Origin of the sequence: Paenalicyclobacillus ferrooxydans, from assembly GCF_001399675.1 — a bacterium.
GTDB classification, from domain to species: domain Bacteria; phylum Bacillota; class Bacilli; order Alicyclobacillales; family Alicyclobacillaceae; genus Alicyclobacillus_B; species Alicyclobacillus_B ferrooxydans.
This window is the reverse complement of sequence record NZ_LJCO01000079.1, coordinates 17836-41871: the sequence shown is the minus strand read 5'-3', so window position 1 is coordinate 41871 and position 24036 is coordinate 17836. Positions and strand designations below refer to the sequence as shown.

General features: G+C 52.5%; 18 protein-coding genes. 4 read left to right on the top strand and 14 right to left on the bottom strand.

Annotated elements, in window-relative coordinates:
• Positions 1–76: 76 nt before the first annotated feature.
• Together AN477_RS18135 and AN477_RS18130 are read right to left on the bottom strand one after the other, a co-directional pair.
• A complete protein-coding gene (locus AN477_RS18135; protein WP_054970591.1) occupies positions 77–727 on the bottom strand; it encodes a Crp/Fnr family transcriptional regulator in 651 nt (216 codons plus the stop codon).
• A gap of 134 nt (positions 728–861) precedes the next feature.
• A complete protein-coding gene (locus AN477_RS18130; protein WP_054970590.1) occupies positions 862–2322 on the bottom strand; it encodes an NAD-dependent malic enzyme in 1461 nt (486 codons plus the stop codon).
• Between the two features lie 262 nt (positions 2323–2584).
• Between AN477_RS18130 and AN477_RS18125 the strand changes: the two genes are divergently transcribed.
• On the top strand, positions 2585–3700 hold the full coding sequence (locus AN477_RS18125; protein WP_054970589.1) for an ATP-binding protein: 1116 nt from the start codon (positions 2585–2587) through the stop codon (positions 3698–3700).
• A 1295-nt stretch (positions 3701–4995) separates the two neighbouring features.
• On the opposite strand, the gene AN477_RS18120 is transcribed toward AN477_RS18125, so the two are convergent.
• The 5 genes from AN477_RS18120 to queD all read right to left on the bottom strand — a co-directional run bounded on the left by AN477_RS18120 (position 4996) and on the right by queD (position 10419).
• Entirely contained in the window at positions 4996–5451 is a 456-nt protein-coding gene (locus tag AN477_RS18120) for a (2Fe-2S)-binding protein (protein ID WP_054970588.1), read from the bottom strand.
• Positions 5452–5457: 6 nt separating this feature from the next.
• Positions 5458–6303, bottom strand: a complete 846-nt coding sequence (locus tag AN477_RS18115; RefSeq protein WP_054970587.1) for an FAD binding domain-containing protein — start codon at positions 6301–6303, stop codon at positions 5458–5460.
• Positions 6304–6641: 338 nt separating this feature from the next.
• Positions 6642–9008 (bottom strand): xanthine dehydrogenase family protein molybdopterin-binding subunit, encoded by a 2367-nt coding sequence (locus tag AN477_RS18110; protein WP_245631886.1) that lies wholly within the window; start codon positions 9006–9008, stop codon positions 6642–6644.
• Positions 9009–9224: 216 nt separating this feature from the next.
• Positions 9225–9947: a 7-carboxy-7-deazaguanine synthase QueE gene (queE, locus tag AN477_RS18105; protein ID WP_054970586.1), complete on the bottom strand. Its 723-nt coding sequence runs from the start codon at positions 9945–9947 to the stop codon at positions 9225–9227.
• Positions 9940–10419: a 6-carboxytetrahydropterin synthase QueD gene (gene queD / locus AN477_RS18100; RefSeq protein WP_054970585.1), complete on the bottom strand. Its 480-nt coding sequence runs from the start codon at positions 10417–10419 to the stop codon at positions 9940–9942. Before queD ends, queE begins: the two co-directional genes overlap by 8 nt.
• A gap of 217 nt (positions 10420–10636) precedes the next feature.
• Between queD and AN477_RS18095 the strand changes: the two genes are divergently transcribed.
• Positions 10637–11266 carry an alpha/beta hydrolase family protein gene (locus AN477_RS18095; protein ID WP_054970584.1) on the top strand — a complete coding sequence of 210 codons (630 nt, stop codon included), beginning with the start codon at positions 10637–10639 and terminating at the stop codon, positions 11264–11266.
• 3 nt (positions 11267–11269) lie between these two features.
• Here the strand turns inward: AN477_RS18095 and AN477_RS18090 are convergent, their stop codons facing one another.
• From AN477_RS18090 to AN477_RS18080, 3 genes are all read right to left on the bottom strand, one after another.
• Positions 11270–12388 (bottom strand): YjgB family protein, encoded by a 1119-nt coding sequence (locus tag AN477_RS18090; RefSeq protein WP_054970583.1) that lies wholly within the window; start codon positions 12386–12388, stop codon positions 11270–11272.
• Between the two features lie 164 nt (positions 12389–12552).
• Positions 12553–13725, bottom strand: a complete 1173-nt coding sequence (locus AN477_RS18085; RefSeq protein ID WP_054970582.1) for an alpha-hydroxy-acid oxidizing protein — start codon at positions 13723–13725, stop codon at positions 12553–12555.
• Between the two features lie 19 nt (positions 13726–13744).
• Positions 13745–15778 carry an ABC transporter permease subunit gene (locus AN477_RS18080; protein ID WP_054970581.1) on the bottom strand — a complete coding sequence of 678 codons (2034 nt, stop codon included), beginning with the start codon at positions 15776–15778 and terminating at the stop codon, positions 13745–13747.
• Positions 15779–16262: 484 nt separating this feature from the next.
• Here AN477_RS18080 and AN477_RS18075 point away from each other — a divergent pair, with 484 nt between their 5' ends.
• A complete protein-coding gene (locus AN477_RS18075) occupies positions 16263–17459 on the top strand; it encodes a hypothetical protein (RefSeq protein WP_054970580.1) in 1197 nt (398 codons plus the stop codon).
• 81 nt (positions 17460–17540) lie between these two features.
• On the opposite strand, the gene AN477_RS18070 is transcribed toward AN477_RS18075, so the two are convergent.
• Positions 17541–18914: a tetratricopeptide repeat protein gene (locus AN477_RS18070; RefSeq protein WP_054970579.1), complete on the bottom strand. Its 1374-nt coding sequence runs from the start codon at positions 18912–18914 to the stop codon at positions 17541–17543.
• Positions 18915–19238: 324 nt separating this feature from the next.
• Between AN477_RS18070 and AN477_RS18065 the strand changes: the two genes are divergently transcribed.
• Positions 19239–19529: a putative quinol monooxygenase gene (locus tag AN477_RS18065; protein ID WP_054970578.1), complete on the top strand. Its 291-nt coding sequence runs from the start codon at positions 19239–19241 to the stop codon at positions 19527–19529.
• Positions 19530–19672: 143 nt separating this feature from the next.
• Here AN477_RS18065 and AN477_RS18060 read toward each other — a convergent pair whose 3' ends face one another.
• The 3 genes from AN477_RS18060 to hutH form a co-directional block, all read right to left on the bottom strand.
• On the bottom strand, positions 19673–21679 hold the full coding sequence (locus tag AN477_RS18060) for an ABC transporter permease subunit (protein WP_054970577.1): 2007 nt from the start codon (positions 21677–21679) through the stop codon (positions 19673–19675).
• A gap of 57 nt (positions 21680–21736) precedes the next feature.
• Positions 21737–22183: a histidine utilization transcription antiterminator HutP gene (gene hutP, locus AN477_RS18055; protein ID WP_054970576.1), complete on the bottom strand. Its 447-nt coding sequence runs from the start codon at positions 22181–22183 to the stop codon at positions 21737–21739.
• A 190-nt stretch (positions 22184–22373) separates the two neighbouring features.
• Positions 22374–23894, bottom strand: a complete 1521-nt coding sequence (hutH, locus tag AN477_RS18050) for a histidine ammonia-lyase (protein ID WP_054970575.1) — start codon at positions 23892–23894, stop codon at positions 22374–22376.
• Between the last annotated feature and the right edge of the window lie 142 nt (positions 23895–24036).

Sequence of the window (24036 nt, the reverse complement as noted above, 5' to 3'; positions counted from 1 at the left end):
CCTCGTACGTAAAGTCCGGTTACGTGCATGCGTTTAAGTCTCCCGTTACGCCCACTCCCGTTACGCCCGACTCCCGTTACGTCCAATCCGGATGAATAATCCAGTCCTCTTTGTTCCGCTCAATCAAGCCTTCCCGTCGCAGTTGATTCCAAATACGGTTCACCGACTCGCGACTCATCCCGACCATTTGTGCGAGTTCAGTATGAGTCACAGGCAATTTCAGACGGATACCACCCTGTTCTGGGTGACCATGTTCCTCGCAAAAGTGACGAAGTAATGCTTCCACGCGTTGACGTGCGTCAAACAAAGCTAGTTCCTGCAGTTTTCCCTGCAGTTGACGGATGCGCCGCCCCATCACACTCATCAGACGCTTCATGATCTGAGGATTCGCGGTCATCAGTTCATCAAACCGTTTGCTATGAATCGACCAAAGTACGGCAGGTGTTAATACCTCTGCCGTCCCCGGATATGGTGTATTGTCGAAGAAACCCACGTGGGGAAACATCTGGGGAGGGCCCATGATGTTGACAATCTGCTCGCGCCCCTCTTCATCCACCTTGAACACTTTAATGAGCCCCCGCTCAACGAAGTAAATCGCTTCTCGAGTTTGCCCCTCCATGAAGACGTACTCACCTTTATCGTAGTTCCGCTCAATCGCTAAACTGGCGATCCGTTCAAGATCCTCCTGCGGAAGATCGCGAAACAATTCCACGTCCTGCAAAAACATCGCCTTCCCCCCCATCCACTTCACTATAGTTCCCGTAAACAATAATACAGTTCCTGAACCATTGTAAGGGTCCAAGAACTGTACTCATGTTCCATCATCTTAGTGCTTGTCACATAAGTTTCATGGTTTGAATTTTACTCGGTAACATGTGCTTCTTCAAATTCGTCCACAACTGTACTTGTTCCAGAGCCTAGACGACGTCTTGCCACTCCAGTCGCGACCGCCGCTTCGGATACTGCTTTGCGCACCGAGTCCACCACTTGCGGATTGAACACGCTTGGAATGATGTATTGCTCGTTGCGTTCCGCTTCCGGAACGCACTCAGCAATCGCTCGTGCAGCAGCCAGTTTCATGGCCTCGTTAATCTCCCGCGCACGGACATCCAACGCACCGCGGAAGATCCCTGGGAAGCACAGGACGTTGTTAATCTGATTGGGGTAATCGGATCGACCGGTTGCCATTACTCGAACATACGGTTCAGCAATTTCGGGCAAAATCTCAGGTACAGGGTTTGCCATCGCAAAAACAATCGGATCGGGTGCCATCGCCTTCATGTCATCCGCTGTAAGGATTCCTGGTCCGGAGACGCCGATAAATACGTCTGCGCCGCGTATTGCATCAGCCAGGGAACCTTGTCGGCCCGAATGATTGGTGTTTCTCGCATACCACTGTTTGATGGGATTCTCGTACTCTTTGGATGGGTCGATGATACCTTGTCTGTCACAGCCGACAATCTCCCGAACGCCCGATGCCTGAAGAATTTTGGTACAGGCCACCCCAGCGGCACCCACTCCGGCAACAACAACGTACAAGTCTTCCATCTTTTTGCCGACAATTTTCAAGGCATTGAGAAGTCCTGCAAGCATTACAACAGCAGTGCCGTGTTGGTCATCATGAAAGACAGGGATGTCGAGTTCTTCTTTCAGTCGGTTTTCAATCTCAAAGCACCGAGGCGACGAAATATCCTCGAGGTTGATACCGCCAAACACAGGTGAAATCGATTTCACGATCTGCACAATTTCATCGGGGTCCTGTGTGTTCAACGCGATGGGAAATGCATCGAGATCGGCAAATTGTTTGAACAGCATTGCTTTTCCTTCCATTACAGGTAACGCAGCTTCCGGTCCAATGTCACCGAGGCCAAGAACCGCGGATCCATCTGTGACAACGGCTATCGTGTTACGCTTAATGGTCAGTTGGAATACTTTGCTCTTGTCTTCGTGAATCGCTTCACAGATCCTGGCCACTCCAGGTGTGTACACCATCGACAGATCGTCGCGATTTTTTACCGGCATTTTCAGAGCGGTGCCGATTTTTCCACCTAGATGAAGCAAAAACGTACGGTCCGAATAATTCAGGACCTGAACTCCGGGGCGGTTTTGCAATGCTGCCACCACTCGCTGACGCTCTTCGTCACTGCGGACGAGTACGGTAATGTCGCGGACCGAAAAGTCCGGTTCCACGTGGTGCATATCCATTGCAATAACATCTCCGCCAGCTTGTGAGATTGCTGCATACGTGTCGCCAAATGGAGTGCCTGTCTCGATGCGCAGTCGAAATACAACGTGAAACCCACTCTTCGTGTAACTAGCCACAGCTTTCCACCCCTTCAAAAAATTCAGTTATAAACAGCAGTACGACTACCACCACAACTACCACTACGACGCGCATGCAACAAATTCCTTGTGCTTAGACACCAATTGACGAACATCCATTGTTATGCGACATTATAAGTACATCATAATAGTTCATTTAGACTATACATTCAATAGTTACTTAGTACTATACTGAAAATTCTGTCGCTCAGCTTCGTTCAAGCTTGAAGGTATACACTCTGGAGTGAAGGAGAAATTCCCCATGTTGAAAGATGCCATTCGCTCCATGGAGGAAGCGCTAAAGCAAATCAGCGACATCAACTTCGCCTTGGACGAAGCATTGATTGTTGCGATTACAGACGTCCGTGGAAACATTATTTTCGCAAACACCAAGTTCTGCGAAATCTCCAAGTACAGCCGTGACGAACTGCTGGGTCAGAATCACCGGATCATCAACTCCAGCTACCACTCCAAGGAGTTTTTTCGTGACATGTGGCGCACCATTGCTCAAGGCGGAATCTGGCGTGGTGAAATCCGCAACCAAGCCAAGGACGGAACACTGTACTGGATGGATACAACGATTGTGCCATGTCTTGATGAACACAAAAAACCATATCAGTACGTTTCATTCCGAATTGACATTACAGAGCGGAAAAAGGCTGAAGAGTTTTTACGCCGTTCTGACAAGATATCTGCTGTTGCGCAGCTCGCCTCAGGCATTGCGCATGAGATAAGAAATCCGCTTGCAGCGTTAAAATGGTCCGTGCAGTTGCTTCAGTCAGACACCGATGCAGGTTCGGACCAGGTGAACATGATTTTGTCTGAGATCGATCGGATCGACAATATCGTCAACGAGTTCATGTTGCTGGCTAAGCCCGAGAAGATGCACGGAACACATCTGGAGCGCAAAGACTTGCGGTCGATTCTTGATGCCGTGATAAGCTTGATGAATTATCAAGCGAACCGCTCCAAGGTGCAGATTGCAATGGATATTAATCCGGATCTGCCAGCCATTATGTGCGATCAGAATCAACTCAAGCAGGTGTTCATCAATCTCATTAAAAACGCCATCGAGGCGATGCCGGACGGCGGGACTTTGACCATTGCAGCGTCTTACGATGAAGACGTCGACCTGGCAAAGGTCCGGGTGAAGGATCAAGGTACGGGAATTCCTCCTGAGTTGCTCAGTAAAATCGGCGAACCTTTTTACACAACAAAGGACAAAGGTACGGGACTCGGCCTCATGATCTGTCACCAGATTATCCAGGCGCACAAAGGCCGGATGTCCATTGAGAGCAAGCCGAACGAAGGAACGACGATTGAGATTGAACTTCCGACCACCGCCTCACTGATGACAGCGGATCAGAAGTCGATATAACCTGCGATTTGATTGCGGCTGGCTGGTATGGCTGGTATGGCTGGTTGGACGACCGGTTGTTTCAGGCCGAGTCATTCAGGGGTCAAATGAACCTCTACAAAAGGTAAGCGGCGAGGGCTGGACCATCGCCGCTTTTCATTTTGGGATTCACCCTCATTTTGATACTTCACCCTCATGACATCCTTAACGGATCGACTGAGCCCCTGCTTAGTCGGCGCCAGCGACTAAGCAGGCCTGATTGGCGACGGGGGGCCGCGAGCGGCTGCGGCTTAGTCGGCCACACCGTCTTAAGTCGCGAATAATCGCAGGTTAAGTCGCTCGGGCCGACTTAACGGATCGACTGAGCCCCTGCTTAGTCGGTGCCAGCGACTAAGCTGGCCTAATTAGCCGCGAGCGGCTGCGGCTTAGTCGGCCACACCGTCTTAAGTCGCGAATAATCGCAGGTTAAGTCGCTCGGGCCGACTTAACGGATCGAATAGGCCCCTGCTTAGTCGATGCCAGCGACTAAGCTGGCCTAATTAGCCTCGAGCGGCTGCGGCTTAGTCGGCCACACCGTCTTAAGTCGCGAATAATCGCAGGTTAAGTCGCTCGGGCCGACTTAACGGATCGAATAGGCCCCTGCTTAGTCGATGCCAGCGACTAAGCTGACCTAATTAGCCTCGAGCGGCTGCGGCTTAGTCGGCCACACCGTCTTAAGTCGCGAATAATCGCAGGTTAAGTCGCTCGGGCCGACTTAACGGATCGACTGAGCCCCTGCTTAGTCGGTGCCAGCGACTAAGCTGGCCTAATTAGCCGCGAGTGGCTGGGGCTTAGTCGGCCACACCGTCTTAAGTCGCGAATAATCGCAGGTTAAGTCGCTCGGGCCGACTTAACGGATCGACTGAGCCCCTGCTTAGTCGGTGCCAGCGACTAAGCTGGCCTAATTAGCCGCGAGTGGCTGGGGCTTAGTCGGCCACACCGTCTTAAGTCGCGAATAATCGTAGGTTAAGTCGCTCGGGCCGACTTAACGGATCGAATGGGCCCCTGCTTAGTCGGTGCCAGCGACTAAGCTGACCTAATTAGCCTCGAGCGGCTGCGGCTTAGTCGGCCACACCGTCTTAAGTCGCGAATAATCGGAAGTTAAGTCGCTCGGGCCGACTTAACGGATCGAATAGGCCCCTGCTTAGTCGATGCCAGCGACTAAGCAGGCCTGATTTGAGCCGTAGCCGAGCCTGCCATCCAAGTCTGCCATCCAAGTCTGCCATCCAAGTCTGCCATCCAAGTCTGCCATCCAAGCCTGCCATCCAAGTCTGCCTTCATTGACAAAGCATCTTCACCGCTCGCTCAATTTCCTCATAGCTGGTGCATCGACAGATGTTCGACTCCAGCCATTCACGAATGACCTCGTCATCCGGTGAAGGGTTGTGCCGCAAGAGTGCGTGGGCATTCATCAGAAATCCGGGCGTGCAATACCCGCATTGGAAGGCGAAGCAGTCTACAAACGCGCCCTGAATGGGCGCATCGCGCAGGCCCTCAACAGTGGTAACATCGCGGCTCGATGCTTCGACGGCTAGCATAATACACGATTTATACGGTTCACCATCGACCAGTACAGTGCAGGCTCCGCAATCCCCATTTTCGCAGCCAGGCTTACTCCCAGTTAAGCCCAACTGCATGCGCAAGACGGACAACAGCGGATCAGCTGGACGCACAAAAATCACGTGCTCTTCTCCGTTCACCTTCAGTCGAATCTCTTGTTTTCGTGCAACCATCTCACATCACCCCTTCAGTTGCTGAAGCACCTCAAGCAGTGACTGTCGAAACACAAACAGGCGGTACTCACGTGAGGCTTCAAAGTCATCCAGTATGGCCTCCATAGATAACATCCGTAACACGCGCTCGATCCGCTGCTCTTGCGCCAGGTCTGTTCGGTTGAGTTCAGCTTCCATCTGCTCTGAACGAAATGGATAGGGATACAAGCCGCTCACACCAACCCGAATTTGGCCATCCACCGAAATTGCTGCCAGGGTAATAATGGGGTATCCGACATTCCCCATCTTTCGCCGCTTGATATGTATAAACGGGGCTTTCCGGACAGCCGCTGACGTTACCACCTGCGCCAGAAATTCACCGCGGCTGAGCCGCAGGCGTTTTCGAAACACTTGCATCGCGCTGGCTTCGCGAAGCCCTGACGGTCCCGCAATCCGCAGTCGGCTTTCACAAATCAGGAGCGGTAAGACAGCCTCACGATAGAAAATCTGACCGCAAATGTTACCGCCGAGGGTAATCTTGTTGCGAGCTGTTCGATCCGCTATTTCTGTCACCGTCCGCTGAAGAAGCGGAAACGCTTGCGTCAAGCCCGTGTCCTCACTGATTTTGGTGAGCGGCAGGCATGCGCCCAAGACGAGAAGGCCGTGCGTCTCGTACAGGGCCTGAGTCTCCGGTATCGGCTTCAGATCGATGACGGCATCTGTGTACACTTGATTGAGTCTTGACAGCGTAATGATTTCAGTCCCGCCGCCGTAATAAAGTGGAGACATCCGTGCATTTGCAGCCGTGACAAATCGTCCCACGGCGTCCTTGAGAGACGACGCAAGAAGGTATTCAAAATCAAGTGGGATCATGAAGTGTCCCCCCTCCCGTGCTCACCCACCAGCCGATTGGCCGTTATGCCTCAACAGCCTATCCACCACGCCTGACCACCGATCTGGTTCCCCCCCCCCCCGAGACCGTCACGCAGCCCCAGCTATCCTCGCAGCCCTGGCTATCCTCGCAGCCCTGGCTATCCTCGCAGCCCTGGCTATCCTCGCAGCCCTGGCTATCCTCGCAGCCCTGGCTATCCTCGCAGCCCTGGCTATCCTCGCAGCCCTGGCTATCCTCGCAGCCCTGGCTATCCTCGCAGCCCTGGCTATCCTCGCAGCCCTGGCTATCCTCGCAACCCTAGCTATCCACGCAGCCCTAGCTATCCACGCGGCCTGGCTACGCCACCTCGCTTGCGCTTCGGGTCATCCTCATGTTGACTCAGGCGCCACAACAGTTCGGGTGTCATTGGCATCTGATTCACTTCAATTCCGATAGCGTTCGAGAGTGCGTTCGCAAGTGCCGCAGGCATTCCAATCAGACCGTGTTCCCCGAGTCCGCGGATGCCGTAAGGTGCGTCTTTGTGCGGCGTGGTAAGAAACTCGACATCATATCTTGGTTGTTCACCGTAGCGCAGCATAGGGTAGACGCGCAGTTGTGGATTCGTCACTGCTCCCCGACGGTCGTAGACATACCCTTCACGTGTGGCGAGGCCAATGCCCATACTCATGGCACCCTTAACCTGACCCAGAGCCAACTCCGGATGAAGGACTCCGCCTGCGTCCACCACTGTCACAGCCCGAATCACGCGATATGTGTAGTCATCAGAACGATACTCAACCTCCACCCCCTGTGCTGCCACGGTCCACTCGGGTCCAGGAACCCCGTGACCTGTCTCGAAATCGATGGGGGTGACACCTTCGATGGTATAGCTGCCGCGACCGACAACGAGACTCCCTGCTGTGTGCCCGTCGGGAAAGACATACCCGTGTGACAGGTCTCCAATCGGGATCGGATTTTCGGCATAAGGACAGTAAGCAAAACCGTCCTCTATCCGAACATCCTGCGGGTTGCATCCAAACGCGAGCGCTGCCGTCTCTGTGAGTTGATGAACTGCGTCTGTTGCCGCTCGTAAGGCAGCGTTTCCGGCGAGCAGACTTCCTCGGCTAGCCACCGTCTTCCAATGCTCAGGTTGCTCGTCGGTATTCACGTCGAACACCACATCGACGCGGTCTGGATGTATCCGAAACACGTCCGCCACAATCTGCGTGAGCGCCGTCTTCGTACCCTGTCCGATTTCCACAATTCCCGAGACGACCGTGACCCCTCCATCTCGTTTGACATAGACAATCGCCCCAGAGCTCGCGTTCGGTGGCGTGCTCGACGTCTTCCACACACAGGCTATGCCTCGTGCCCGCACGACCCGTCCATCGCGGATCGCGTTTGGGCCTTGCCAGTCCAGTAACTGCTGCAGCCGGTTCAGACAGCCGCGCACATCGCCAATTGAGCTTCTCGTCAACCTAGCCTGCGTAGGAGTCGTATCACCAGGTAAGATAGCATTTATGCGGCGTAACTCGAGCGGATCGACCGATAACTTTTTTGCCAACTCATCCATCGCTCGCTCCATGACAAGCGTCTGCTCCGGGTGCCCGAATCCCCTAAACGATGTCGTCGGTGGATGGTTCGTGTACATACAGTACGCATGACACTCCACGTGGTCGATCCGATATGGCCCTGTACAGTCCTGCGCAGCCGCCCGCGCCACAATGACACCTCTGTCCGAGTATCCACCGCCGTCAAACCAGTAGCTTATTTCCGCTGCAACCAGGCGTCCATCCAGTGTCGCCCCAAGCCTGACGACAGCCTCGAGTCCGATATGACAAGGCACTGTCATCATGTCTTGCTCTCGCGTACACCGCAGTTGTACCGTCTTGCCGTTCGCCGCCTCTGCTGCTGCCACCACAATCGGTTCGATGTAAGTACTCGACTTACCCCCAAATCCGCCGCCGACAAACGGTGTTTCCACCCGTACATTTGATTCCCGAATCCCAAACGTTTCTGAGATAACACGGGGGTTTGAATATGGGGACTGGGTCGACGTTGTGATTTCGACGTGCCCATCCACCGTCATTTTTGCTTTCGCACAGTGTGTCTCCATCGGGGCATGATGGGATTGTGGAAATGAGATTTGACATTCGACCACAACGTCACAACGTCTGAAGGCCTCGTGCGCGTTTCCTTTGCGGATGTGGATCTTGGTTGCAATATTGGTTCCCGGGACGGGATTCGCTTCTTCAGTCCAATGGTAATCACGAAGATTGGGGTGAATTAGGGGAGCGTCAGCCGCAAAGGCCTGTCGAGGGGACTGCAAAACCGGCAACGGCTGGTATGCAATGCGAACCAGTGCAGCACCTGCCTGGGCCTGATAGAGCTCGTCAGCAATCACGATCGCTACAGGCTCTCCCGCATACCGAACCGTGTCGATCGCGAGAATGGGGCGATCCTTGATTGGATCGCCAGTCATCACGGGCATATCTCGGCCTGTCAGAACGGCTCGCACACCGGGTGCACGGGAAGCATCATGCGTGTCCACTGAGAGGATTCTCGCATGTCCCTCCGTGCTAGTCACCAGTACCGCGTGTAAGCCGCCTGGATCAGATAAGTCATCCGTGTACTTTGCCAGTCCTGTGACCTTTGCATCCGCGTCCTTGCGTGGGATGTTTTGCCCAACCGCACCCATGTCAGACATCAGATATGCCTCCCGAACGTCGTTGCTTCGTCAGTGACTGACTCCACATATCTATGTCGCCGGGAGATTGTCTTATGATGGGCTGCGGCAGTGGGACGTGCTATGTTTCCGAAGCTGCCGCAGCGGCATCGCGTCGGTCATAACAAAGCTCCAGCAGCACAAAGGTCCAGCTGCTTCGCCCCAAAGCTGCAGCAGCAGCATCGTCTGATTGTTGGATTAACGCTCTCGCTCGTTGCTCCAAACCATCGCATGCAGTTGGGGCAGAACACGGACAGAGTTGAATGCCGCGTCAGAAATGACGACACCAAAGAGCCACTCCAGCCGCTCGAGCAGGTAGGCAGAGATGTTTCCGGATGCATCTGTGTGCGCATTACCCGGTTGGACGTATTTTTGCGCCACATCCGGATAGCGCGCAAAGACACTCTTTGCGTATTCGACGTCTTCGTTATCAAACACGACAATCTTCAGACTGAAGTTGACGCTGTGCCCAGTAAGCTCATGTACGATCCGATCAAGCGTATCCCAGTTCGTCTCCATCTTCGAGCTTGGGGGCTTAGGGCTGAGCGTCAGATCGTCGATGTCAAAAAACCAGTCCTGCATCCGACTCCCTTGGGTCTCAAGCCCCACCTTGTGCCCTTGCTGATGGCAGAGATTGATAAAGCGGCGCATCGGATCGCCAATGAGTGCCGGATTGCCGCCCGTAATCGTCACATGATTAAAGCGGTTCCCGCCAAGTGCAACCAGCTCGTCCATCACTTCTTCTGGAGAAAGCATCCTCGTACGATGCTTTTCCGATCCATTCCAAGTGTACGCTGAATCACACCAAACACACTGATAGTCACAGCCAGCGGTACGTACAAACATGGTCTTGCGGCCAACGACCATTCCTTCACCCTGGATGGTCGGACCAAATGTCTCCAAAACGGGAATCTTACTCACTATCGCACCCTCCAACCTCTTGGTAGAAAGGTCCATCGTCCGGAACCTCGGCAGCGTACACCTGTGCCCATGCCGTCTGTGTCTCCCACAGCTTTACAGACTCAACGGGCAGGCCGGCCGTCTTTAATCGATAAACGATGTAACGTGCCAGATTCTCCGCCGTGGTACGGAACCCCAGGACGGCCACTTTAGAACCCGACGCACGCAGCACCTCGAGGGCAGGTTCGTTGCCGCGGGAGATAAAGGCGTGATCGAGGATGTCGGTCACCTCAGTCTTAACCACCGCCTTGAGTTTTGCGAAATCCATCACAAACCCCTCATCCGAAGGATTTTCCTCCCCAATCGGTTCCCCACTAACGACGACTTCCAATGTATACGTATGGCCGTGTAAGTTCGCACACTTGCCACTGTGTCCAATCAATTGATGCGCAGCATCAAATGTGAATATCTTACAAATACGTGTTGTGGGCATAACATCACCCTCCTGATTTTGTCTACTAGCAAATATACGAAAAGTGAATAGAAATTACGATGACAGATCTTGACACCAATGGACATTTTCACTGACGGGTATGATACAGTCAGCACAAAGACCGTTTCCTGTTGGTGCAATCTTGGTGCGATTCATGTCCCTGTTCAGTTCAAGTTTCACGTCTCATTCAGTGCTGCCTATTCCCGGAGGTGACAAAATGCCTATCTTGAAGGTCCCAACAAAATGGGGCACACAGCATGCTTCTTATCCCTATGTAACCCATTCTTCTGATTCTAGCAAACTTGCCGTGTTGTTTCCCGGTAGAAACTATCCCCTTGATGCGCCCCTCCTGTGGTACGCCAAAAAGGCTGCCTATGCAGCCGGCTGCGATGTGCTTGGTGTGGAATACGGATACCAGGCGAACCGCGCAGACCTAGTGATGGAAGACCTCGACACGCTTGTGAGTGAAGTTGTAGACGCGCTCGCCACCCACGTTTCTCGTCAGTACCAAAGCGTCACCTTTATCGGCAAAAGCATCGGTACCGTTGTGCTGGCCAAGGTCCTGTCAAAAGTCCACTTCAGCGTTCGCAACCAGGTCTTTCTGACCCCGCTGAGGCCCGTTATTCCAGCCATCCAAAGTGCTGAGCGTTCGCTTGTGATTGTCGGAGATCGTGACCCTGCATTTACCGCCTCTGATGTCAACGAAATTCGTCCGTCGGCAAATGCAGCAATCCATGTCATTCCGGGAGCTGACCACAGCCTTGAAGTTGAGGATGTCGGGCAGTCACTCGACATCCTCAAGAGGGTGGCATTGCTGTGTACGGATTTTTGTACCTCCGAAACCTGACACTTACTTTAGGGTGATGATCGGACTGGTCCCTATCAAGGCTGAACCGGACACTGCTTGGAAAATGACCTGTACATGTCCGCTTTCACTGTGCATCGAACTGGGGTACAGGAAACTTAGAGTCTGGCCATCACCGCTGATGCTGAACCCGGGGTTAAGGTTCGCCAGCTTACCATTTTGCAATGCCTGGTTGAACGTGTTGACAACAGGAGGCTTCCCCGCTGGCAACCACTCCAACTCAACCAACCGATACCCCGTCGGAGCATGCATAATTGAAAATGTAAAGAGGCTGCCAACCGTGCCTGGTGCATTGTCGACAACGACAGATGGTGCAGGCTGATTCTGCGCCATCAGGTCAATCGTTCCTGCTGGCAAAAAAACAGAAATGTGATTTACCGTCGGACCAGCCCCACCAGATGACGTTTTTGGAAACACCCACAACAGCTGATAATCCGGACCTGCAGGATACATGTAGATGATGGAGTCGGAGGACTCTCTGACTTCCCCTGGTGTACCGAGGACGGCTTTAATATCGGCCAGCGTGATGGATTGGATGTTTGAACCATATGACCGGAGGTCAATCAGTTGGCCTCCCTTGTTGAATCCGAGCGCAGTCTGATGACTGTTGTAGGACGCATAGATTCCTGCACCAGCGCCGTTCTCACTGTCGGGTTTCCCCCAGGCACTCTCGACCACACTCATGTTTTCCTGAAGAGAAAACGGAATATTCGGATCTGCACCTAACGTCGCCAAATGCATGGACTGTTTCACCAGTACTTCCGCTGACGCCTGCACCGAGGACGTCGGTGATGAGCCTGTGTTGTTCTGGCCGGGATTTGAGTTCGTTCCTGCAGTGTTTGACGCAGCCGTGTTTGACGGGGATGTATTGGCGGATGACGCGGAACCATTCTGCCCTTGTCCGGTATTGTTTGTCCCTGTCCCGGCAGCGTTGGCAGAACCGGCGGCGTTCGTCCCCTGCTCGTTAGTCTTCCCCGCAGCCTGATTTGCTCTGCCATTTGTCGACGGCGAAGTTGTTGTCCCCTGGTGACCTGGAGTACTGCATCCCACCAGGACAGATGAGAACAGAGCTACAGCACTCAATGCCACAACTGTTCGTCTCATAACCTCTTACCCCCAAACTCTTTGCATCAACCGGGCTCACCTGGACAATTACTCCATGAACGCGCTTCAACTGCCGCTTCAACTGCCGCAAAGTAATGCCATAGTGGGTTATATCCCATGAGACGGGGATTACGACTCAGATGTGACGCCAAAGACCACTTGGCCTATCCGTTTCTCTGGGTTACGTAGTCTCCGTGAATGTCCCGCACACGCGAATAGCCAGACAGGGCAAGTTGGAGATCGAGTTCACCCTTCCACTGGCCAAGCATCTCTTCCACACCCATCTGTCCGCCTACAGCAAGCGCATAGGCGTACGGCCGGCCAAGCAGAACCGCTTGCGCTCCCAGTGCAATTGCCTTATAGACATCTGCTGCACAGCGAATGCCGCTGTCAAACAGCACGAGATAGTCATCACCGACCGCTTCCCGGACCTCAGTTAGCGCGTCGAGTGACGCAATTCCCCCATCCACCTGGCGTCCTCCATGGTTAGATACGATGACACCGTCAATTCCCATCTCTTTGGCACGCTTTGCGTCGTGTGGATGCGTGATTCCTTTGACCAGAAGCGGCAGGTCTGTCCACATCCGAAGTTCTGCAAGGTCATCCCAGGCAAAGGAGGGATTCACATAGACCTTGAGAAACTCCTCGATCGCGGCAGCCGGATTCTGCGCTGGGGACTGTTGCAGCCGCGATTGAAAAATCGGATCGCTCACAAAATTAGCAATGCCTTCACCTTGCAGAAACGGGAGATACACATTCTTCAGGTCGATTGGACGCCAACCGAGCATTGTCGTGTCGAGTGTGACCACAATCGCAGCGTACCCGCTTTGCTTGGCTCTCTCCATAAAACTCCGTACGATCCGCTTGTCCTTCCCCGGATAGAGTTGGAACCACCGCGTCGCATCACCCATCGCATCGGCGACCTGCTCCATCGGCACAGAGGATACCGTACTCAGAATGAAAGGAATGCCATGCTTTGCGCTTGCCTTTGCAGACGCCAACTCCGCATCCGGATGAATAATCGACTGTACACCGATTGGAGCAAGCAAAACTGGTACAGGCAGTGGGCGGTCGAAAAGTGAAATGGACAGGTCCCTGTCTGATACATTCCGAAGCATTCTCGAGCGAATGGCGTATTTCGCAAAGGCGGCTCGATTCGCCTGCATGGTGTCTTCCAGTCCCGCACCACCGTCTACGTACCCAAAAGGACCGGGTTTCAACACCTTTCGGGCCGCCTCTCTCCAGTCTTCCGGAAGCAGCGGCCATGGCCACTCAGACTGCCCTTGCAGGGCAGTTGAATACACTTTCAGTTCCGCTTCAAGTCCATATTCACTCACAACAATGCACCTCTCATCACTAATGCCTGTGACCACTGCTGCCCGGAACGGACGGGGCCATGATGTTTCTCCGTGGTCTGGCCAACCACCTGAAAGCCAGGGAGGATACATCTTTCCGGCGACGATTCGGAACCGAGCGCAGCTTCAGTCGGACGGCTTGGAGAATCAGATTCATAGAGAACACAGTCCACGCTACGAGCAGTGCCGGGGCCATCAGAACCCACGGGGACGAAAAGTACTGCCGAGCCGTTTCAGAGAACAGCCCTCCCCAGTCATTGGAAAGATTAATGAGACTGAACCCTCCCTGAACCGGTATCCATGCGGGACGAAGCGTAATTTGAAAGTATCCTATCACCGCGATCAAGATGATGATCCGGTTAAACCCCACGAAAAACTGCTCCGATACGGACTCAATCAACGGTCTCCAAAGGTGCAGCAAGAACTGGGTCCACCCCGTATTCCCAGAGATAACGGCTGCTTCGATATACGATTTCTCCTGCGCGTCATCGAGCACATACTGTATGGTGTAGGCCACTTTGCCACACTCAATCAATCCGACAACAAACAAAATCACAAGCATTCGTGCGTAGCTCCAGTACGATCCACCATCAGGCTCCATGTGCACGCCAAGCCAATACACACTCGGGATTTCCAAGATCAAGAGAGCACCGACGACACCCGGAATCAGACTGAAGCAAGCATTCCAACCGTTGATGAACGCCCGCACAAACCTCCATTTGGCGACAGAAGACAGGACTGCAAGCCCCGTCGAGACAGCAAGCACGGCCACCGTTAAGCCACCCACGTATAAAAACGTCGGCAATGTATCGCTGAGTGCCCGGCTCAGCATGTCACGGCCAAATTCGTCTGTGCCAAGCAGGTGACGAAATGACGGCGGAAACGCAGGCGCGGACATCACGTCACCGCCTTGTGAAATGTGCAGCGAGTCCATGGCGTTCGGACTGGGAATAGGCAAGTGGTTTCGAAATGCCGCCGACAACAGCAATACGGCAAGCATGCCGACCCCCACCCAAAGACTGGCTGCTCGCGATCCGATGCTATCGTCCCGCAGCGTACTCGCGTAGGGGTTGTGCACACGCTTGTAACCGAACACCCGCAAAATGAAATACATCAGGAGGTAATACGCCATGAACACCACAAAGCTTGCAACCAGGTAACCAAGGACGAGATTCGCATCATATGTGTTGAACTGCGCGGAGATTACGCCGTGGTGGAAAAAGGGTTGACTGTACTGAGGCATTTCGCCTGTGTTACCCATCGCAGAGAACAATCCGAACAACAGCCCGTGTTGATAATATAGGTATTCAACCATGATGAGGCCTGAAAAAATCATAGCGAGTACCGGTAATACAGCCATCCGAACCGCAGGAAGGCAGTTTGGAATCAAATGACGCATCAGCACTTGCCAAAAGCGTAAGCCTTTTGCTTGAGCGGTAACGAGATACATCTGCCCATACTGATCCTCCACATTCGTTCGAACGGCTCTCGCCATGTACATGGTTGGTACCAGTGCCAACGTCATCGCTGGAATCAACGTACCCGGAACAAACATGCCGCTGCCAATGAACGAGAACTGAATCTGGTAGTGGATCTCAATGGCAAAATAAATGGTTTCGAGCGTCACGATGACGAAGAAATCGGGTACGGACTCAGCGAACCATTGCAGCAGTGACGACGCAACGGCACCTTTACGGCCAGAATGACCGTGTAATCCGTCATAAATCCCCTTCGCGACGCCGCCGAAGATAACAAATATCAGTGCAATCGCAATCAGCTCGATACTCTTCCAAGATGTCTGAACGACAATCGGTGCAATTGCGTAACCGTTATCCAGCGTTTTACCGAGTGACAGCGTTAAGATGCCATGCCCCAAGTTCCCTAGATTGTGGAAATATTCCGTCCAACTGAAGGCGTGTATCGGCTGTACAATATCCGCCATCTGAGGTTGGACAACACCATGCGGAAACTCAACGATGAGTACCAGGACAAAGGCAACAAAGATCCACTGCAGAAGACGTATCAGGTACTTCAACGAAGGTTCTCCTCTCTGCAAATCTGGCTGTCAACACGAACCGAAAACTTCAATAACATCCAAAGTATAGCAGACTTGTGGACCACCTTGCGAAATCCTGAAAATCGTGTAATGTTATCTTAAACAGGCTGTTGAAGTAAACACTTTCCCTTCTAAATCAGCATTCCTCTACAAGCGGGGCGGCCCGCCGCAATACACTCGGCCATACGAACACACGGAGATTCCCGATCTGACGAGATCCCACACCAAGAACACGATTCAGCCCACACACATAGAATGCATCTGATGCAATCCGATTCTGCAATCCGATTCGAGTCGTGCAGTCATGCAGTCGCGCACTTTCGTCATTTGCCGACACAAGAACCAAGAATCTGATTGCGAACACGCCATTTGACTGTCAAGTTTCGATAGTCTTTGCTTTGGCAAATCTATATACTGAACACCAAACTGTGAGATGAAACGACCGACGTTAGGAGCGGATATCATGACATGGACCCAGGGCCAACCCTTTCGGAGCAATCAACCTCCGTTTACCGATGTAGATCCTCAAGACAATGTACAACAACCTCCCGTTTCGAGAAACTATACACGTTCAAACGACCATCGCCCGGACCATCGGCAACGACAGTCTTCCCCGCGGCCAAATATGAGACAGCAAGACGTGGCAGCCACGTTTACACAAGAAGGGCTGCAAACCTTCTCTCTGATCTTTTCGTCGGCTGTAGAAGCGGCTATCGCCAAATCATTGCCTGATATTGTCGAACGAGCGATTGAACGCAAGATGAGAGACATGGTCTTAAACTTTCAACACGAGATAGAAGAGCGCACTTCAAACTTCGAGACTGTCATCAGTGGACAGATTGAGACTGTGATGACAACATACATGGAACATATGTTAGAAGAACTTTCAACCAAATTCGTTAACCAGAATGTCAACCCTCAGGAACATGAAAATCAAACAGTTCCCACTTCAGTCAACCAGGCAGCACAACACGAATCTCTTGCGGATACCGGGGACTATGAGGTCGGTGGGACTACAGGAACTTTGGCATCCGCTGAAATCGTAGAAATAAGTGTAGCTGCCGGAACTGCTGAAGTCGTTAGTGAGGGAACCTCCTCTGATGCCGCTGAAACTGCAGAAATGAGTGGGGCTGCCGGAACTGCCGAGGCCGTGGATAGTGTGGGAACCTCTCCTGAAGCAATCAAGCAAGCTACAGATAATGTCCCACAAGAGCAGTTTGCTGAAGATGTTGCAAGCTTTGTTGTGGACGCGACGATTGTTACCCATGAAGAGGCCACACTTACCGAATCGGATCCGCTCAATGAAACGGACGCTGAGGGATTGGATGAAGGTGATGAGTTGGCCCTCGAGGAGGCCGAACTCCTTTACCAACAGACACAGCGTGAACGACGTGAAAGTGCGTACAGTGTGTCGGTTCCTTCCGATCGAGATCGAGGCTCTCGGCACCGAGGGCGCGTGTATGAGGAAGGCCGGCTCGTGATCGAAGCCCTGAGAAAATTAGGTCGTCCAGTGAAAACGTCCGAACTCCCAAACCTGATCCAAGATGTACATTGGGGCAGTAATCCTTCTGCAAAGATTAAAAGCTTCATGGACCGATCAAATGGACAAATCCAGCGTACAGGCAGAGGTGTATACGCATATCAGGCCGTCTCCCGCTAAACCGAGCCGAACACTCAACATACCGATGCAAACAACACAGAAGCTCGCCACATTCAGATGGCGAGCTTTTTTCAGGAAGCCCTACTGAATCGCACTGTGGAGTTCACGCACTTGCTCTGCATTGAGACCCAAATCTGAAAGCACACGCGACTCATGCGTTGGCAACTGCATTAACATCTCTTGAACATCACTTGGAGCGACTCTTTCTGGATAGCAGACCAAGTTGAAGATGAACGGTTCGAGTACCATCTCGGTACCTGGGCTAGGGCCAAGGAGCCGTGCCAGAGGTTGTAACACCTCCTGGAGCGCTTCAGCGTGTGGTTTCGCGAGCAGATCAACGTAGCTGTGAATACCGCGCGCATCGTAAATTTGCTCCACGCGAATCGCCACCCCAGTCAACTTCGACACGTAGAGCTCACATCGCGGATGTCGTTCTCCCAACACCGCCACTGCGTCAGATGGCAGAAGTGACCGGAGTCTTGCCCTTTCAATCGGAAGATCATTCGCTGACAAGTCTACCGTTCGAGAGAATGTGTAGATGAGACGAGCCCAGAATGATTGTGCTTCAGCTACCCACTCTGGCTCCATCGGCAATTCTAAAACAAAGCGTTCGATCCCAAAGATGATCCCAAACAGACTGGCACAACCGCGATACGTCCCAATTTCCGGAACAATTTTCGAGACGATTGTACGAAACCAACGCAGTTGCGGACTCGAGAACAGTCTCGGCTCCGTGTCTAGGTAGGCAAGCAGTTTCTTGCCTTGCGCTAAAAGAATCTCATACCGCTCATTGCGTGCAAAAAAACTTTCCAGATCCCAATTTTGAATCAATTGGCGAACTACACCTTCATACAGCCAAAACACCTGATTATCTAGCAGTTCTCGAACATTGTCCAAGGTTGTCGGGTCAGTCGGATCGAAACTGAGCAGGACGCGTATGCCTTCAGCTTCCATCGGATCGCTCAATGAATGAACAGCGTAGAACTCCTTGGCTTCATCTCGTTTTCGATTCGTCAGCAGTGCAAATACGTAAGGCACAATAAGAACATACCCGTTACGCCTTTGTTCATTGAGCAGTTCAAGGGCATCTTGATACCTTCCTGCCTGTAGATACGCAATGGCAAGGTTGTTATTCACCGTACGCTGGTTTTGAGTTCCCACGATGCCAGCTGCAGATTGTTCGAGTAACCCGACAGCCGTTTGCGTATCGTGATCCCACAGTGCGGCAAGTCCAAGCAAATTTTTCTTCAAGTACGGGCGCGAAGCCCTCAATGCGCGCTTCCGGTACAGGGCTGAAATTTGGGCAAATTCCCTTTTTCGCTTGAGTTCGGTGATCTTGGATTGGCGGATCTTCCGGATGTATCGAGTCAGTATTCCCCTGAATCGCGTACGCATTAAAACACGGTATAAGAGGAACGCCGCCAGTATGATGGAGACTGCTGTGGATGTGGTCATCGTAAATCAGTCCTGTCTATCAGTTATCTCCTCTCACTATACCCTTCATTATCTTTGGGTGTCATTGTGAAATTTTTGCCCGACCATGCTAAGCGACAGCGTAAGGCCCCGACCGGCTTAACATGTAGTTTGTTATGGTGCACGCCAAACTTTATACTGGTAACAACAACTGTAATCCGTAAACCAATCACAAATACGTGTAAAACACGCACAACACGGAAAACGAAAATCGAAACATGCAGCCCAACACGCGGCCCGAAACAATACATGCAGCCCAAAACCAAAACACACATAACCAGCAAATCAAACACGGAGGAATGTACGTTGGTTGTACTGACTGCAAAATATCAATGCAAGGCTGGCACCGCAGATCAGGTTGAATCCTTGTTGCGCGAAATGATGAGCCTCGTCCAGCAAGAACAAGGGTGCATCCACTACCTTGTTAACCGGTCTGAGGATGATCCCGATTCTTTCTTGCTCTTCGAACAATATGAAGATGAGGCGGCGCTCGCAAAGCACTCTGAAACTCCGTATTTTAAGCGCATTGTACTCGACAGCATCGTCCCACTGTTGGAGAGGCGTGAGCGGACGTTGTACACACCACTCCATCCTTAATTCAAAGGGCTAGCAGCTCACCGATAAAGCCATCGGTAAGACCATCGGTAAGACCATCGGTAAGACCATCGGTAAGACCATCGTTAAAGCTAACGATATTCCAACATCCATCCGCAGACGGTTTGGAATTGCCAACGAGAGAACTAATCTATGCTTGGCCCTGCGCTTGAGATGCTCGTGCCATCTCCAATTGCTTGAGGTTGCCGAGCGTATGACCTCCTCGGCATGGTGTTCAATCGTCTGTGAATTGACTCCAAGATGAGGTTCAAGCTGAAAACGCTCCATGCCACAAACAGCGCAGGTGCCAGCAATACCCACGGTGCAGATAAGAAATCGTGTGCGTTTTGCGAGAACAGCCCGCCCAGGTCATGCGAAGTATCAGTGAAGATCCATGTCCCCCATCCGATCTTTTCCCACGCAGGACGAAGGTTAAGTTGAAAATAACCTAACACCGCAATCAGCACGAGAATCTGGTTAAATTCAACGAGGACTTGTTCGATCACGGACTCCATTAGAGTTCTGCGCAGGTGCAGTCGAAATGCACTCCACCTGCAATTCCCGACAATGACGGCTGCCTCCATATACGATTTACTCAGCGCGTCGTCCATCACGTGCTGAACGGTGAAAGCAACCTTACCACACTCGAGTACACCGAGGACAAGAAGAACAATCACGGATCGGACGGGACTCCAATAAAATGAATTTCCGTTCGGAAGCATGTGCAGCCCTGCAAAGTACACCGTCGGGATCTCCAGGATCAGTAAGGCACCCAACAGCCCAGGCATAACCGTAACCCAGCCATTCCATGTATTCACCACAAGCCGCACCCAGCGCCATCCTGCCACGGATGACAGAGTACCAAGAACAGCTCCTGCCGCAACGGTAATCAGCGCGGTTATTCCAACGTAATAAAAGGTCGGTAACGTAAAGTGCAGCGCACGGCTCAAGAGGTCACGTCCAACTGCATCCGTCCCAAGTAAGTGTCCTGGTGACGGAGGAAATGGTGGTGTCGTCATCTGGTCTCCAGAGATATGAATGGCATCGATTTTATTGGGACTCGGCAGGCCAAGATGATTGGCCAGGATCGCAGCAAGAACTAGAAGCGCGATCATACTGATCCCGACGAGACCACGCCAATCTCTGCCGTTCGCCTCAGCGGAATCTCGAAGGATGCTCCCATATGGGTTGGCAACAGACCGATCTCCCAACAAAAGCAACATGCCTCTGATGAGAAAGTAAAAGAGAAAGAAGACGATTACCAAAGCAAACAGGTACCCGAGGACAAGATTTCTGTCAAAGTTATTGAAATCCGAATAGAAGATACCTTGCTGAAGGTACGGTCGACCATAACTTGGAGCAGCACCATCGTTTCCCATGGCGTCAAACAAGCCGAACATCAAGCCGTGCTGGTACAAGAGATATTCAATCAAAATGAGACCTGAAAAAACTGACGCCAGTACAGGAACGAGAACCATCCGTACCGTAGCGAGACAATTGGGTAGTAAATGCCGGATTATCACCTTGAACTGACTCAAGCCCTTCGCATGAGCCGTCACAAGGTAGGGTTGTCCATACTGTGCTTCTACCGCGTTACGCACGTAGCGCGACATGGTGAAGATGGGCGCGAGTGCTAGGATAACCGCTGGAAACACGACACCGGCCCAAAAGGAAGTGGCCCCAATCAGGTAAATCTGTGTGTGGTACCGTGCTTGGATCCAGAAACTGAGCGTAACGCAGCTGATGATAATGAAAAAACTCGGCAGTGCCTCCAGCACCCACTGAATGCTGGTCGATACAACAAAACCTGTACTCTTTCTGGAACTTTGCAGGCCGTCATAGATCCCTTTGCTGATCCCGATAAGCAACACGAAGAGCATAGCAAGGCTCATCAAGGCAATACTCTGCCAGGCAGTTTTCAAGATTAACGGTGGAATCGGATCGCCCGTAGAAAGTGTCCTTCCAAGTGAGCATGTGATAAGTCCATGCAGCAGGTTCGCCATGTTCTGGCTGTATTGTGCCCAATGAAAGGCAGCAACTGGTTGCTGAGAGGACGATGTATTTGGACGAATCAGTCCGTGAGGGAATTCCACGATCAAAAGAACGATCAATACGACAAACAGATAAGGTAACCCGCGTACAACCCGTTTCAAAACATCTCTCCTTATCACACGACACTGAGGCTTACGGACTCAATCACTATAATTCACTTAAATGTGATTCACACCGAGTCCGAGCGCTTCGTGTTCAAACCCCTTCACTGGGGCTCCAATGGTCCCGTAAAAGGCGACGGCGAGCCATTCTCCTTCTTCCGGATTACTGTACGGCCTCCCTCGAACGATGGCAAACCGGAGTCCGACAGTCCGAAGTTGGGTGCCAAACGAAGCCACACCGCGCCCTACACCAAGCAAGGCTTCCATTGTAGCGTGATAAAGGGCATGCTCTTCTCGATAAAGCTCTGAACTGATAATCCCATTTTTCTTCGCTGCCGTCTCTACAGCCGCGACAATTTTGTGAGATTCCATGGTCCCGATTTTCCCAAGGGTCACCGAAAATCCATCGTCCTCGAGTGTTTTCATCAATGCCATCTGATCGGCACCCTCTCCGAACAGCGCCAGCATCATTGCTGATTTCCCAATTTGATTCTGCGGGACCATGTTTTCATCACACTTCTCTCGATTGAAATGACCTGTCGTGTGGGGACTGTGTATTGTCAAATCAGGATGGTCTACGATTCAACCGAACCCTCAGTGTAAAGTATTTTCTCAGGCCCTCGTTAAAGTCCACTTAGTAGTTCCTCTTACGCGAGCCTGTTGTAAGTGCCCCTATGTGGAAAGCGGTGGCAGCCTACGAAACGGTGCTTCCAAGCTCAACATTAACATTTTGCACGGCATCTCTCACCCATGCGGCCAAATTTTCAATGTCTGTCGAGAACACCCTATCCTTCTCAATCACCGGAACGACTTCACGAATCTGCTGGTAAAGTTCCCGCGTCTTGGGAGCCAACTTTTGCACGCCTCTGACAGATGCAGCCTGCGCGGCACAGATGGCCTCGATGGCAATTACGCGGCGACTGTTTTGGATGATTTGCTGTGCGTGTCTCGCTGCAATCGTTCCCATGCTCACATGGTCTTCCTGGTTCGCCGAGGAAGGAATGGAGTCGACACTTGCCGGATGCGCGAGTACCTTGTTTTCAGAGACGAGAGATGCGGCTGCATACTGGGTGATCATTAACCCGGATTGCAGACCAGGCTCCGGGCTCAAAAATGGAGGCAGGTCGTTCAGTTGCGGATTAACGAGCCGCTCAATTCTACGTTCAGAGATATTCGCAATTTCTGCCATCCCAATGCCAAGGAAGTCCATGGCGAAGGCGATGGGTTGCCCGTGGAAGTTTCCACCCGAGATGACGTGCCCTGTGTCTGAGAAAATGAGCGGGTTATCCGTTGCTGCGTTCATTTCAATCATAAGTTTCTCTTTCACATAGTTTAAGACCTGCCTCACTGCACCGTGTACCTGAGGGATACATCGCAGAGAGTACGCATCTTGAACGCGAAGTTCGCCTTGTCGTGTGGTTAATTGACTGCCATCCACATATGAAAGTATGCGGGTTGCCACCTCTTGTTGTTCCGGATACGGCCGAACTGCGTGCGCTTCAGGGTAGAAAGCATCCACGATTCCGCGCAGGCTCTCTAATGTCAGGGCTGCAACACGATCGGCGAAGTCGGCCAGATGAGCTGCTTCGAGGTACCCGACCACCCCTACCGCCGTCATCGCTTGGGTCCCGTTAATCAACGCTAGGCCTTCTTTGGCTTTCAAACGGATCGGCCGCAATCCTGCAGCATCCAGCGCCTGTCTCCCGGACATCCGCTCACCGCGGTAGATCGCCTCACCCTCACCAATCAGAACCAAGGCCAGGTGTGCGAGAGGAGCGAGATCGCCACTCGCACCAAGAGAGCCTTGGCTCGGGATGACGGGGTGAACCCCCTCATTTAGACAGTCGACCAGCAGTTGCAAAGTTTCACGCCGGACACCAGAATACCCCTTCGCCAGTGCGTTCGCCCGGAGCAGGAGCATCGCGCGGCTTACGGTTTCAGAAAACGGATCGCCAATTCCTGATGCATGGCTGCGGATGAGGTTGAGCTGTAGGTCCTCCACATCTGCGGCCGGTATGACGACGTCACTAAACTTCCCGAATCCTGTCGTCACGCCATAAATGACGTTGCCTTCACTCACATTCCGTTCAACCACAGCGCGGCTGTCGGCGATCCGTCCCCAAGCCTGCGGGTCGATCTCGACCGTTTCTTTGTGGTACAGCACCTGCGCCACCTGCTTTATCGTTAAGCTGTTGCCATCCAATTGAATTGTCATTCTCGTCGTCTCCTCTCGATATTCAACGCCGCATGCCCCACGATGTTCCGGTGGCTCGTTCAGTGAGTCGCAGCGACTTAGCGCTGCCAATGAGGTCCCGCTAGGCCCGGTTAAGTCGGCGATACCGACTTAGCACGCCTTC